Origin of the sequence: Pseudofrankia saprophytica, assembly GCF_000235425.2 — a bacterium.
GTDB lineage: Bacteria > Actinomycetota > Actinomycetes > Frankiales > Frankiaceae > Pseudofrankia > Pseudofrankia saprophytica.
In genome coordinates, this window is record NZ_KI912267.1 from 260,207 (window position 1) to 272,561 (window position 12,355).

A 12,355-nucleotide genomic window follows, 5' to 3' on the forward strand; every position below is an offset into this window, starting at 1 on the left:
CCGGTCTCGTCCTGGATCTCGATGTCGTGATGGGCCTCGGCCCAGTCATCCCCGACGAACAGCAACCCGGTTCCCTTCCCAGCTGTCGATCATTCAACAGAGCCTTCGGGAAGGATCGCGCACACCCTAATGGATCAGTGCTCGACGGCACGACATCCCACCGGTCGTCTCACCCTCCCAGCGAACCAGCGGCGACACGATCTAGGACTAGACCTCGATCATCAGGCCTGGCGAAACGAGTGCTCGACCGCTGGCGGCTCGGACACCAATCCATCACGGATAGAACCGGTGCAGCCCCATTAGGCGAAGACGATTGTCGTGTTGCTGTGGACGATGACGCGGTCCTGGAGGTGCCAGCCGACGGCGCGCGCCAGCACCGCCCGTTCGACGTGCCGGCCGATCCGGCGCAGGTCGACGACCTGGTGGCGATGGTCGACCCGTTCGATGTCCTGCTCGATGATCGGCCCGGCGTCGAGATCGACGGTCACGTAGTGCGCCGTCGCGCCGATCAGCTTCACTCCTCGCCGGGCGGCCGCGCTGTACGGGTCCGCGCCGACGAACGCAGGCAGGAAGCTGTGGTGGATGTTGATGATCCGGTCGGGGAACGCCGCGACGAACCGTGGCGTGAGGACCTGCATGTAGCGGGCCAGCACCACGAGGTCGACCTGGCCCGCCAGTAGCGCCAGCGCCCGCCGTTCCGCCTCGTCCCGGGTCTCCGGCGACACGGGGACGTGGTGGTACGGAATTCCCCAGCCCGCCGCGGTGTCGCGCAGGTCAGGATGGTTGGAGACCACCATCCGCACGTCCATCTCCAGCTCGCCGGAGTGGGTCCGCCACAGCAGCTCCTGCAGCGCGTGATCTGCCTTTGACACGAAGATCGCCACCCGTTGCCGCACCGCCGGCGTGGCCACCCGCCACCGCATCTCGGCGCCCGTCGCCAGCTGGGCCAACCCTTCCTCGATCGCCGGCAGCCCGGCCGCGAGATCCTCGCGGTGGAACTCGATCCGCAGGAAGAAGGTGCCGCCGAACGGGTCGGTGGAGTACTGCTGCAGCTCGGTGATGTTCGCGCCGTGCCGGAAGAGCAGGCTCGAGATGGCCGAGACGATGCCCGGCCGGTCGGGGCAGGTGACCAGCACCCGCCCGACGTCCCGGTACCGCTCGGCGTGCGCGGCCACCGCCGCCGGCGTCACCAGCGGCCCGCCACCGCCCGGCGCGCCCGCCCCACCGCCGCCACCAACCTCCGCCCGTTCGGTCACGGCCTCATCGTCGCCCGTCCCGCCGCCGCGGCCGGGGTTCCCACGCCGCCAGTGCCCAGGACGGCCGACAAGTGCTGACGTTCCGCCGCGCCCCGGGCCGGGTGGGCCATGGCGCCAGGGCCGTGGTCCCCCGTTTGCCGCCGTCATCGCGGGTTAGGTGGTCAGGAGACGGAACGTCAACGGGGCCGAACCGGGAGGACACGCATGACCACAGGCGGCGAAGTGGGCCGGGGCGAAACGGGGCGGGACGAAGTGAGCCGGATCGTCGTCGGCATCGACGGCTCGGAGGGATCGCGCGAAGCCCTGCGCTGGGCGATGCGCGAGTCCGAGCTGCACGGCGCCGAACTGCTCGTGCTGCTGGCCTGGCAGCTGCCGGCCGTCGGGCCCTACCTGCCGGCCATGCCGCTGGACGCGGGCGTCTGGGAGGAGAGCGCCCGCCAGGGGCTCAGCGAGGCGCTGGCCGCGGTGTTCGGGGACAAGGTGCCCGACGGGGTGCGCGCCGAGGTGCGTCCCGGCCCGCCGGCGTCGGTGCTCGTCGAGGCCGGCCGGGACGCGGACCTGGTGGTCGTTGGCTCGCGTGGGCACGGCGGATTCGTCGGCGCGCTGCTCGGTTCCGTGAGCACGGCGGTCGTCCATCATACGACCTGCCCGGTTCTCGTCGTACGGCCGCCATCCGAGCACGACGCGGACACGAAGCACGCGGACACCAAGCACTGAGCCGCCCGGAGCCCGGTGCGCCGAGCGACCCGGCACCGAGGCAGGCGCACCGAGCGGAAACCGGGCACGGAGACCGGCGACGACCGGACGAGACCCGGGGGTGGCGGCCCCGCCCGACGCGCGCCACAACCGGAGTGGGCATTCCGCGTGCGCCGGAACCGCCGCCGCCCGGACCGCCCGGCTGTTAACGTGACCGTCGTCACAGCCATGCCAGGGGGTCGCCGTGAATCCCGCTTCGCACGCCGCCGTCGCACCGGACAAGCCCGCGGTCATCATGGCCGGCTCGGGAGTGACGCTGACCTACCGCGAGCTGGACGAGCGCTCGGCCCGGTTCGCGAACGTCCTGGCCGCCGCGGGGCTGCGGCGCGGGGACGGCATCGCGCTACTGGCGGAGAACGACCAGCACTGTTTCGAGGTCTACTGGGCGGCCCTGCGCAGCGGGCTCTACGTGACTCCCGTCAACTGGCACCTCTCCCCCGCCGAGGTCGCCTACATCGTCGACGACTGCGAGGCCGCGGCGCTGATCGTCTCCTCGCGCCAGCGCGAGCTCGCGGCCCGGATCGTGGAAGCGACCCCCCGGGTCCGGCACCGGTATGTCTTCGCCTCGGCGGATGAGCCCGCCGCCGCCGACCAGCCGGGCAGCCAGCCTGCCGGCAACGTGGATGATTGGCTCGCCGCCCACGAAAGCTACGAGCGGGCGGTCGCCGGCGCGCCGGCCGAGCGGCCCGAGGTCGAGTGGGCCGGCGCCGACATGCTCTATTCCTCCGGCACCACCGGCCGACCGAAGGGCATCCGCCCACCGCTTCCCCAGTACCGCAGCGGCGAGCCCGGGATGATCCTGCCGCCGATGCTGCAGATGCAGTACGGGATGGGCCCGGACGCGGTCTACCTATCGCCCGCGCCGGCCTACCACGCCGCCCCGCTGCGGTTCGGCGGCGCGGTGCAGGCCCTCGGCGGCACGGTCGTGATGATGGAGCGCTTCGAGCCGGTGGCCGCGCTCGCGGCGCTGGAGAAGTACCGGGTGACGCACAGCCAGTGGGTGCCGACGATGTTCGTCCGCATGCTGAAGCTGCCCACGGCGGAGCGCGAACGTTTCGACCTGTCGGCCCACCGGGCCGCGATCCACGCCGCCGCGCCGTGCCCGCCCGACGTGAAGCGGGCGATGATCGACTGGTGGGGGCCGATCCTGTACGAGTACTACGCCGCCACCGAGGCGTCGGGCATCACGTTCGTCTCGTCCGAGGAGTGGCTCCAGCGGCCGGGGACGGTCGGCCGGTCCGCGCTCGGCGTCGTCCACATCTGCGCCGAGGACGGCCGGGAGCTGCCGACCGGCGAGGACGGCGTCGTCTACTTCGAGCGGGAGGCCCTGCCGTTCACCTACCACGGCGACCCGGCCGCGACCGCCGCCGCCCAGCACCCGGCGCACCCGACCTGGACGACGGTCGGCGACGTCGGCCACCTCGACGCGGACGGCTACCTCTACCTGACCGACCGGGCGACGTTCATGATCATATCCGGCGGGGTGAACATCTACCCGCAGGAGATCGAGAACGTGCTCGCGCTGCACCCGAAGATCCTCGACGTCGCGGTCATCGGCGTCCCCGACCCGGACCTGGGCGAGCGGGTGCACGCCGTCGTCGAGCCGGCGCCCGGCGTCGAGCCGGGCCCGGGCCTGGCCGACGAGCTGATCGCCTACGTCCGGGACCGGATCGCCCACTACAAGGCGCCGCGTGGCGTCGACTTCGTCGACGAGCTGCCGCGGACGCCGACCGGCAAGCTTCGCAAGAACCTGCTCCGTAAACGCTACTGGCCCGCAACCGCGGCCACCGGTTGAGTCAACCATGTGCCCGTGAGTTGTCGATCGACTACGGTTGTGCCGTCCGCACCGGAGATCGGCGACGGGGTGATGGTGAATGACGTCGGATGGACAGGCCCAGCAGGCCCGCAAGACCGTGGCCGAGCCGGCGGTGGGCATCGACTTCGGTACCACCAACTCGGCCGTCGGCATCTTCGAGCGCGGCCGGGTCCGGCTCGTGCCGAACGCCGAGGGAACGCTGACCACGCCCAGCGTCGTCGCGTTCGTCGCCGACGGGCCGCCGCTGGTCGGGGCCACCGCCCTGCGCCAGGCGGTCACCAATCCCGCGCACACGATCCGGTCCGTCAAGCTCCGGCTGGGCAGCGACTGGTCACACGAGCACGACGGCACCCGGTACTCGGCCGAGGAGGTCGCCGCGCTCGTGCTGAAGCGGCTGCACGCGGATGTGCGGGAATACGCCGGCAGCAGCATCGGCACCGCCGTCCTGACCGTTCCCGCCTACTTCAGCCACGTGCAGCGGCGGGCGCTGGAGGACGCCGCGCGGATGGCCGACATCGAGGTCGCGAGGATCGTCAGCGAGCCGACCGCCACCGCCATCGCGCACGGCCTGCACCGCGCGCAGGAGGAGCGGAGCCTCGTCTTCGACCTCGGCGGCGGCACGTTCGACGTCTCGCTCGTCGAGATCGGCGCCGGCGTCTGCGAGGTGAAGGCGACCGCCGGGGACAACCACCTCGGCGGCGACAACTGGGACCAGGCGATCGTCGAGCACTTCGTCGCACTGCTGCGCGAGCAGCACGGGCTGGACATCAGCCAGGACCTGACGGCACTCGCCCGGCTGCGGGAGGCGGCGGAGACCGCGCGGGTCGACCTGTCCGCGGCGACCTCCGCGAATGTCTATCTTCCGCACCTCGCCCGCACCGGCGACGGCTACGCGCACGTGGACGTATCCCTGACCCGGGGCGAGCTCGAGACCATCACCCAGTCCACCCTGGAACGCTGCCGCGGGCCGTTCGAGCGGGTGCTGCGCGACGGCGCATTACGGGCCAGCGAGATCGACCACGTGATCCTGGTGGGGGGCGCGGCCCGGATGCCGGCCGTGGGCGGGCTCGTCGAGAAGCTCGCGGGCAAGCCGCCGTTCCGCACCATCTCCGAAGGGGTCGTGACGGGCGCCGCCCTCCAGGCGGCGGGCCTCACCGGCCAGGTCAAGGACCTCCGCCTGCGCGACGTCATCCCGGCGTCGGTGGGCGTCGAACAGGTCGGCGGGCTGTACCTCCCCGTGATCCAGCGCAACACGACCGTGCCGACGCGGCGCCATCAGCTGCTCACGACCGCCGTCGACAACCAGTCCTCGGTCACCGTGCTGGTGGTGGAGTCCGAGGAGGACCGGGCCGGCCGGGACGACGCGATCGCCCTCGCCAGGCTGGACATCACCGGGCTGGCCCCGGCACCGGCGTTCGCGCACCGGATCGACGTCGCCTTCGACGTCGACGCCGGTGGCACGCTGCGGGTGACCGCCACCGACCTCGGGACCGGGCGCGTCGAGTCCCGCGTCATCGACCGGGCCAGCGCCCGCGCGGCGGCCCGGCCGCGACGCCTCCACGCCATCGACGGCGGCCCCGCCATCGAGAACCTGCCCATCGTGACGACGACCGTCGCCTACCCACTCGGCATCGAGATCGCCGGAGGCAGGTTCCGCGAGGTCATCACGGCCCGCAAGTCCGTACCGGTCCGCGAGACGGTCCTCGTCACGAACGCCGCGGACGACCAGGACGCCATCACCGTGCACATCGTGGAGGACGGCGGCTACTTCGTGCCCGGGGGTACCTTCCGGCGCGTCCGGCAGTTCGAGCTGACGGGCCTCGCGGCGACCGCGGCGCGCACGGCCCGCGTCGAGATCGTCCTGGCCGTCGACCGGCGCCGCCAGCTCACCATCCACGCCCGCGACCTGGCCGGCGGCAGCGAGCACACCGAGCGCGTCGATCTCGCGACGACGTTCCAGGAGCCGATCACCCTCGGCCCGACCGGCTCGGCCGGCAACCTGCCCCTCGTCTTCTGACGCGGGCGTCCTCTAACGCGGGGCTACGAGCAGGGCCTGGGCACCGACGCCGACCGGGCCGTCGAGGTCGGACAGCACGGTGGTGGCCAGGCCGGCGCCGCCGGGACTGATCGTCGTCGTCGCGTCGACGCAGATCCACTCGCCGACCGGCTCGCGGTGCAGGTGCACGGTGAGCTCCGGATTGATGAAGTACGTCGTGAGGAAATCCGTCTCGCTGGAGATCCCGTTGCCGTTGTCGGCGAGCGCCAGCACCCGCTGCAGCGGGCTGGTCTCCTCGCCGGCGACCAGCGGGTGACACAGCCGTCCCCACAGCGCGGCCGGCCCGGGCACGCTCATCCGGCCCCGGCCGGCCGAGCGCCATTCGATCGCGCTCGCGAACCCACGCAGGCGTCCCGGCCCGGGCACGCGCGGCGGCGGCGCCTCCGGCAGCGGCGGGGGCGGCGGGTGGCGCGGCGGCACACCCGTGCCATCGGCGCGCCTGACCCGCCAGGCGGTGGCGCGGGCGACGTCCCGGCCGCCGGCGGTGAGCACCGCCTCGACCAGCTCGACGCTGCGCCCCGGCCGGGCGACCTGGGAGCGCAGGCTCAGCTCGCCGACGGGAACCGGCCCGAGCAGCTCGGTGGTGAACCGCGCGATCATCATGTCCGGGCGCGGCGCGGTCCGCTCGACGGCCCGGACGAGCAGCGCGCTCGGCGGCCCGCCGTGCTGGGCTGCCGGGTCCCACGGCCCTGCCGTGTGCTCGGTCGCGAGCCAGCGCCCGTCACCCAGGTCCACATACAGGCTCGCGGCCGGTGCCATGGGCGGCGGACCACCCGGCGCCAGGGAGGGCTCGCTCGTCGTCGACACGCCACCGTCAGACACGGCCCGACCTTAGGCCGCTTCCACCCGACCCGTCCGGTCGGGTGATCCGCATCACAGCCGAGTGGCCAACCACGCGCGGGCCCTACCGGTCGGGCGCACCAGCGGCCGTCGCGACCACGGCGGAGGCGGGCAGCGGCGGCAACGGCAGCGGGAGGGCCGGGAGGCCGTCGATGCTCTGGCCGTTGAAGTCCTTCGCCGCGCAGTAGGCGGCGAACTCCTCGTCGGTCTTGCGGCCGAAGTACTCGCCATGCAGCGCACGGTCCCCGACCGGCTCCATCAGCGGCACCTTGTACCCGCAGCTGTCGCTGACCTGCTCGGCCGTCACCACGACGACGGCGCGCACCGACGGCTGGTCCGGCCGCGGGAAGCGGGCGAGCAGCGCGCCGAACCGCGGGTCGTCGCGGAACACCACGTCTCCGCGCCCGTGCACCCGCACGATCTTCGGCGGTCCCCAGAACGCGCACCACATGAGCGTGATCCGCCCGTTCTCCCGCAGGTGCGCGATCGTCTCGGCGTGGCTGCCGCCCAGGTCCAGATAGGCCACGGTGTGCTCGTCAAACACCGCGAACGTGTCCGCGCCGCCTTTCGGGGACAGGTTCACGTGCCCTTCCCCGGACAGCGGCGCCGTGGCCACGAAGAACACCGGCTGCGCCTCGACGAAGTCCCGCAGCCGCCCGTCGATCCGCTCGTAGACCTTTCCCATGCTCCGATCCTCGCTCCGCCGCGCGGCGCCGTCGCCCCGATTTTCGTAACCGCCGACACCTTTGACAGAGCTGTCGTCGTCGTGACGTTCATCGGGGGGCGATGTTGGGCATGGTCAGTTCGCACGGTCGATCGACCTGGCGCCGACGCGGCGCCGGGGCACGGCCGGGACAGCTCTCGGAAGGGGCGCAGGCGGCGTGGACCACGACACCTTCAGCACTGTGGCACTGGTCATCCTGACCGTGTTTGGTCTGGTCGCCCTCGCCCTCACGGGCGCGGGCGCGTACGTGCTCGTCAAGTACCGGGTACCGCTGCGCGGCGTCGTCACCGCCGTCGGCGCCCTCGTCTACCTCGTGTCCCCGGTCGACGCCGTGCCGGAGGCCCTGTTCGGCCCGTTCGGGCTCGTCGACGACGGCGGTGTCCTGCTCGCCGCGGCGCTGTATGTCGCCCGGCTGGTCGCCGCCAAGCGCGCGGCGGCGCCGGGCTCGGTGATCGACGGCGAGGTCGTCCACGGCACCGGCCGGACGCCTCGCGACCGCCGCCGCATCGGGAACTGACTCCCGGTTCGGCCCTACCGGCTCACCCTCCGCGGTTCAGGGGCGGGGCGGGCGGGAGCGCGGCCGGGCGAGGCTCGCCAGGTAGCGGTTGTAGGCCTCGAACTCGTCGTCCTCGCCGCTGTCCATCCGGGCGTCCTTCGCGCGGCCGTGGCGTTCCTCGGTCCGCGCCCACTGGAAGAACAGGGCGGCGAGCACGGCCAGCGACGGCAGCTCCCCGAAACTCCACGCCATGCCGCCGCCGACCTGCTGGACGTCGAGCAGCGAGCCGCCCCACGGCCGGTCGAGCAGCCGGTAGTACGACTCGCCGATCACCTCGTTCGACACCATCAGGATCACGCCGAAGAAGGTGTGCACCGCCGAGGCGAGGAACAGCAGCATGATCCGCGCCGGGTAGGGCGGCCGGCGCGGGCCCGGGTCGACGCCGATGAGCAGCCAGAAGAACAGGTATCCGACGACGAGGAAGTGGCACATCATCGCCAGGTGCGCGAGATGGTTGCGCAGCACCCAGCCGTACAGCGGCGTCAGGTACAGCGCGTACAGCGACACCGAGTACAGGACGAACGTGACCACCGGGTGGGAGACGAACGCCAGCCAGCGGCTGTTCACGACCCGCAGCAGCCAGGCCCTGGCGCTGCGGGTGGTGCCGGTGACCCCGGTCGGCAGCGTGCGCAGCGCGAGCGTCACCGGCGCGCCGAGCACCAGCAGCACCGGAGCCAGCATCATCAGCAACAGGTGCTGGGCCATGTGGACGCTGAACAGCACCCGGCCATAGGGGCCGAGCCCGCTGCTGGTCGCGAACGCGATGACGGCGAGTCCCAGCAGCCAGCTGACGGTGCGCCCGACCGGCCAGGACGCGCCCGCACGGCGCAGCCGGACAACCCCGGTCAGGTACAGCCAGGCGCCGAGCAGGACCACCGTGAGGAACAGCAGGTCGGGCCGGGCCTCGGTGACGATCCGGCCGGCGGCGAACGGCGGTGGCAGCGGGTAGCCGAGCAGCGAGACCACCGGATCATCGGCGGCACCGCCGTCGGCGGACGCCGGCGTCGGGGTGCGCGACAGGCCGGCGCCGAGCGCGACGGCCACACCCATCAGGGCGACCTCGGCGGCCCCGAGCCGCAGGAACGGCCGGCGCCGCGAGGGCGACGCGGTGAGGCGACGGATCGTGAACCGCCGGTGCGCCGCGCCGAGACCGGCGAGCGCGACGAGGGCGACCACCTTCGCGATCACCAGGTTGCCGTAGCGGCTGTCGACCAGCGCGCTCCAGCTGCCCACCCGGACGTAGGCGTTGACGACCCCGCTAAGGGCAACGACGACGAGGCACAGCCCCGCGAGCCCGCTGTAGCGGGTGACGGCGGTGACCAGCTCGCGTCCGGCGAGCCGGCGGCCACCGGCGAGCAGCGCCGCGAGCCCGCCCACCCAGGCCGCGACCCCGAGGACGTGCAGCCCACTGCTGACCGTCGCGAGATCATGGCCGCCCGAGCCGTGGGCGTGCCCGGTCATCGCGACCGGCAGCAGTGCGCCGAGCGCCAGCACGGCGAGCCATGCCGCCGTGTCCAGCTTGCGGGCCACCCCGGCCGCGACGGCGATCGCGAACGTGAGCCCGGCGACGATCAGCAGCGCCCGTGGCTGCGGCACCGCGTCGAGGACGTTGCCGACGTTGTGACGGCTCAGCGCGGCCGGCAGGGGACGCCCGATGAGGTCCGAGACGGTGAACGCGAACTGGGCGAGCGAGGCGACGCACCACACCCAGGCGGCGACGGACGCCCAGCGCAGCAGCCGCGTTCCCGCGACGCCCGGCTTGCCGCCGGCGGCCGGGAACAGGAACGCGGCCGCGAGCAGCGCCCCGACCGTGGCGACGCCGGCCGTGTCGCACAGCAGCCGGCTGATCGGCAGCCCCCAGCCGGTGAACAGCCCGGGGTCGGCCCCGGCGAGCTCGGCCGGGAGCCGCTTCGGCGCGCCGCCGCCGGCCTCGAGCACCACGACGAGCGTCACGAGCATCGCGACGGCGCCCGCCACCACACCGGCGACCACCGGCCACCGGCCCGAGCCGCCCTCGGCACCGTCCTCGGCTTCGGCACCGCCGTCGTCCTCGCCGACCGTCCCGGGCGGCGTGTCCGCGGTCATGGGCGTGCCAGCGGGCGAAACGGCGGGGACGACGGGTAGCTCGGCCGTCCCGGCCGTGGTGGCGCCCGGCGGACCGGCGTCCGGCGGACCGGCATCCACCGCGGCGGCGTCTGCCGGGCCAGCGTCGGCCAGGTCTGTGCCGGCGACGGCCGGCGCTCCCTCAGGTCCCATCGGAACTCCCCTGCCTGCGCCGGACCAACACCGCGAGGACGGCGCCGCCGACGGCGGCCAGCACGCCGGCGCCGACCGCGACCCCGACGATCAGGCCGGTGGACCATCCGTCGTCCGTATCCGTGTCCACCCACGAGATGATCACGCCGGTCGGTTCACTGACCACCACCGGCGTCGCGGTCGGTAGGGAGGCCGGGCCGGCGGCGGCGCTCGCGGTGGAGGACGGCGACGCGGGCTGTCCCGTCGCGGCCGTCGCGGTGAAGGAGATCTCGCCGTTGACCGGGTGCCCGTCAGCGGAGACCACCCGGTAGGCGAGCCGGTAGGTTCCCGCGGGCCGGTCGGCCACCAGCGGCTGGGTGACGATCGCGCCGTCGAGGACCGGTTCGCCGGCGGCGACGCTGGCGCCGTCAGGACCCTGGACCGCGACCGCGCCGAGGCCCAGCAGGTGCTGGGCGAACACCAGCTCGACGTGGTCCGGCGCGGTCGGCACGGTGGCGCCATTGGCGGGAGTGCTCGACTTCAGCTGCGTGTGCGCGCTCGCGGGCGCCGCGCCAGCGAGGACCGCGAGCGTCACCAGCCCGCCGACCAGCGCGGCGGCGAGGACGCCCGCGCCGGGAGCCGGCCGCCACCGGGGTGGTCTCCCGCTAGGGGCACCGGCGAGACCTGCCCGCCGTCCGGCAACCACTGCGCGCATCGGCGACTCCAGCCCCTGCCCCGCCGGGCGCGGCGACGGTCGACCCGGCTCCAGGACCGTGCCGCCAACGTTCACACCCACGCTCGCTTCTACGTCACGTCGAAGATACCTGGCCCACCGTCGGTCCTCCGGCTACCGCCAGCGGACGGCGATCAGCACGTTGACGAACGCGAGGCCCCCGGCCAGGTTCACCGGCGCCCGCCAGTCGGCCGCGCGCGCCACCCGCGGCGCCGCCACGCTACCGACGGCGTCGGCGGCGGCCAGCACGGCCAGCACGGCCAGCACGGCCAGCGCGGCCAGCGCCCGACAGTCGTTGTCGCGCCGCAGTCCAAGGTAGGCGACGACGAGGACCGCCGGTCCGACGACCAGCCTGACGCCGATCTTGGCGTCGTCGACGTCAGCGACGCGGGCCGGCGCGCCCGAGCCAGCCGTCGGCGGCCCGGGCCGGGCCCACCTCGATGACGTCGACCTCCATCGGCCCGACGCCCGACGAGTTGGTAGCCGACGTCCGGGCACCGGGCGCCACGGCTCGGGCTGGCCGGGGCCGGGCAGCGGTCCCGGAACGCACCGTGCTCGCGATACCGCCAGCGGCGGCCGCCAGGGTGACGACCGCGAGCAGAGCCAGCCCACGCCGGCCAGCCCGCACCGGCTCCTTCACGCTCTCCACCGGAACGGGTGTGGCACGCGGCGCCCTCCCAGCCGCCGCGTCAAGGGCGGCGGGCGGCGGCGTGCCACCGTCCCACGGTGTGCCATCGGCCCAGATGTAGCGAGAGCCTTCCGGGGCCATGGTCATCAGGACCAACGGCCGCTCCTCGGCCAGGCCTCCGCGAGTCCCGCCCGTATAGTCCGTCGTCGCGGCGGGGCCGGAGCCCACCGGTTCCGACGGCAGGTCACGCACCGTGAACAGGGTCAGCGGCGCGCACGCGCCTACCACCAGCAGGGCGCCGACCCAGGCGACAACCCGTCTCCGGGCGGCGGAGAAGGCGGCGACCACCAGCGCGCCGAGACCGAACGCGGCGATCACGACAGGCACCGTCGCGGCGTGGACGTTGGTGACGGGCGCCCTTTCGACCGCGTACGTGAGCGTCGCGCCGCCGATCAGGAGGCAGCTGGCATGGACCAGCACGGCGCCGCGCCACCAGCGCCGCGCCACCAGCGTGGTGCCGACGCCGAGCGTGGCCGCGACCGCCTGCGCGTAGAGCATTCCCCGAGTCGTGGGAAGGTCGCCCTGCACCAGCCGATCGAGGAACGCCACCCGCGCCGCGAGCGCCCCCGCGAGCCCGAGCAGCACCACAGCCGCGGTGGCGATCCCGGCACGGCGCCGCCCGGCCGCCGACACTCCCGCTCCCGCCAGCGGCGGTGCCGCGGCGGTCGATGGCGGCTGAGCGCCGGGACCCATCG

11 protein-coding genes are annotated in these 12,355 nt (G+C 73.7%); 4 read left to right on the top strand and 7 right to left on the bottom strand.

The features are described from left to right. Positions 1-299: 299 nt before the first annotated feature. Entirely contained in the window at positions 300-1,256 is a 957-nt protein-coding gene (gene purU / locus FRCN3DRAFT_RS0235640; protein WP_232794351.1) for a formyltetrahydrofolate deformylase, read from the bottom strand. A 204-nt stretch (positions 1,257-1,460) separates the two neighbouring features. On the opposite strand from purU, the gene FRCN3DRAFT_RS0235645 reads away from it, so the two are divergent. The 3 genes from FRCN3DRAFT_RS0235645 (at position 1,461) to FRCN3DRAFT_RS47820 (ending at position 5,845) form a co-directional block, all read left to right on the top strand. Then, positions 1,461-1,973, top strand: a complete 513-nt coding sequence (locus FRCN3DRAFT_RS0235645; RefSeq protein WP_007518118.1) for a universal stress protein — start codon at positions 1,461-1,463, stop codon at positions 1,971-1,973. A gap of 223 nt (positions 1,974-2,196) precedes the next feature. After that, a complete protein-coding gene (locus tag FRCN3DRAFT_RS0235650; RefSeq protein ID WP_007518119.1) occupies positions 2,197-3,807 on the top strand; it encodes an acyl-CoA synthetase in 1,611 nt (536 codons plus the stop codon). A 79-nt stretch (positions 3,808-3,886) separates the two neighbouring features. Next, positions 3,887-5,845, top strand: coding sequence for an Hsp70 family protein (locus tag FRCN3DRAFT_RS47820; RefSeq protein WP_007518120.1), 1,959 nt, complete (start codon positions 3,887-3,889; stop codon positions 5,843-5,845). A 12-nt stretch (positions 5,846-5,857) separates the two neighbouring features. Here FRCN3DRAFT_RS47820 and FRCN3DRAFT_RS0235660 read toward each other — a convergent pair whose 3' ends face one another. Both FRCN3DRAFT_RS0235660 and FRCN3DRAFT_RS0235665 read right to left on the bottom strand, forming a co-directional pair. Further along, positions 5,858-6,706, bottom strand: a complete 849-nt coding sequence (locus tag FRCN3DRAFT_RS0235660) for a thioesterase family protein (RefSeq protein WP_232794352.1) — start codon at positions 6,704-6,706, stop codon at positions 5,858-5,860. Between the two features lie 82 nt (positions 6,707-6,788). Continuing rightward, entirely contained in the window at positions 6,789-7,409 is a 621-nt protein-coding gene (locus FRCN3DRAFT_RS0235665) for a pyridoxamine 5'-phosphate oxidase family protein (protein WP_007518124.1), read from the bottom strand. 196 nt (positions 7,410-7,605) lie between these two features. Between FRCN3DRAFT_RS0235665 and FRCN3DRAFT_RS47825 the strand changes: the two genes are divergently transcribed. After that, on the top strand, positions 7,606-7,965 hold the full coding sequence (locus FRCN3DRAFT_RS47825) for a YkvA family protein (protein WP_007518125.1): 360 nt from the start codon (positions 7,606-7,608) through the stop codon (positions 7,963-7,965). A gap of 36 nt (positions 7,966-8,001) precedes the next feature. Here FRCN3DRAFT_RS47825 and FRCN3DRAFT_RS0235675 read toward each other — a convergent pair whose 3' ends face one another. The 4 genes from FRCN3DRAFT_RS0235675 to FRCN3DRAFT_RS0235690 form a co-directional block, all read right to left on the bottom strand. Continuing rightward, positions 8,002-10,260 carry a bifunctional copper resistance protein CopD/cytochrome c oxidase assembly protein gene (locus FRCN3DRAFT_RS0235675; RefSeq protein WP_007518127.1) on the bottom strand — a complete coding sequence of 753 codons (2,259 nt, stop codon included), beginning with the start codon at positions 10,258-10,260 and terminating at the stop codon, positions 8,002-8,004. Further along, positions 10,250-10,954: a copper resistance CopC family protein gene (locus FRCN3DRAFT_RS0235680; RefSeq protein ID WP_007518129.1), complete on the bottom strand. Its 705-nt coding sequence runs from the start codon at positions 10,952-10,954 to the stop codon at positions 10,250-10,252. Before FRCN3DRAFT_RS0235680 ends, FRCN3DRAFT_RS0235675 begins: the two co-directional genes overlap by 11 nt. A 132-nt stretch (positions 10,955-11,086) precedes the next feature. Then, positions 11,087-11,239 (bottom strand): hypothetical protein, encoded by a 153-nt coding sequence (locus FRCN3DRAFT_RS54520; RefSeq protein ID WP_007518130.1) that lies wholly within the window; start codon positions 11,237-11,239, stop codon positions 11,087-11,089. Positions 11,240-11,351: 112 nt separating this feature from the next. Further along, positions 11,352-12,353 (bottom strand): hypothetical protein, encoded by a 1,002-nt coding sequence (locus FRCN3DRAFT_RS0235690; protein WP_007518132.1) that lies wholly within the window; start codon positions 12,351-12,353, stop codon positions 11,352-11,354. Between the last annotated feature and the right edge of the window lie 2 nt (positions 12,354-12,355).

Bases quoted from the DNA above. Each gene is read 5' to 3' on its own strand.
- FRCN3DRAFT_RS0235645 (WP_007518118.1), top strand. From the start codon at position 1,461: ATGACCACAGGCGGCGAAGTGGGCCGGGGCGAAACGGGGCGGGACGAA.
- FRCN3DRAFT_RS47820 (WP_007518120.1), top strand. From the start codon at position 3,887: ATGACGTCGGATGGACAGGCCCAGCAGGCCCGCAAGACCGTGGCCGAG.
- FRCN3DRAFT_RS0235665 (WP_007518124.1), bottom strand. From the start codon at position 7,409: ATGGGAAAGGTCTACGAGCGGATCGACGGGCGGCTGCGGGACTTCGTC.
- FRCN3DRAFT_RS0235675 (WP_007518127.1), bottom strand. From the start codon at position 10,260: ATGGGACCTGAGGGAGCGCCGGCCGTCGCCGGCACAGACCTGGCCGAC.
- FRCN3DRAFT_RS0235680 (WP_007518129.1), bottom strand. From the start codon at position 10,954: ATGCGCGCAGTGGTTGCCGGACGGCGGGCAGGTCTCGCCGGTGCCCCT.
- FRCN3DRAFT_RS0235690 (WP_007518132.1), bottom strand. From the start codon at position 12,353: ATGGGTCCCGGCGCTCAGCCGCCATCGACCGCCGCGGCACCGCCGCTG.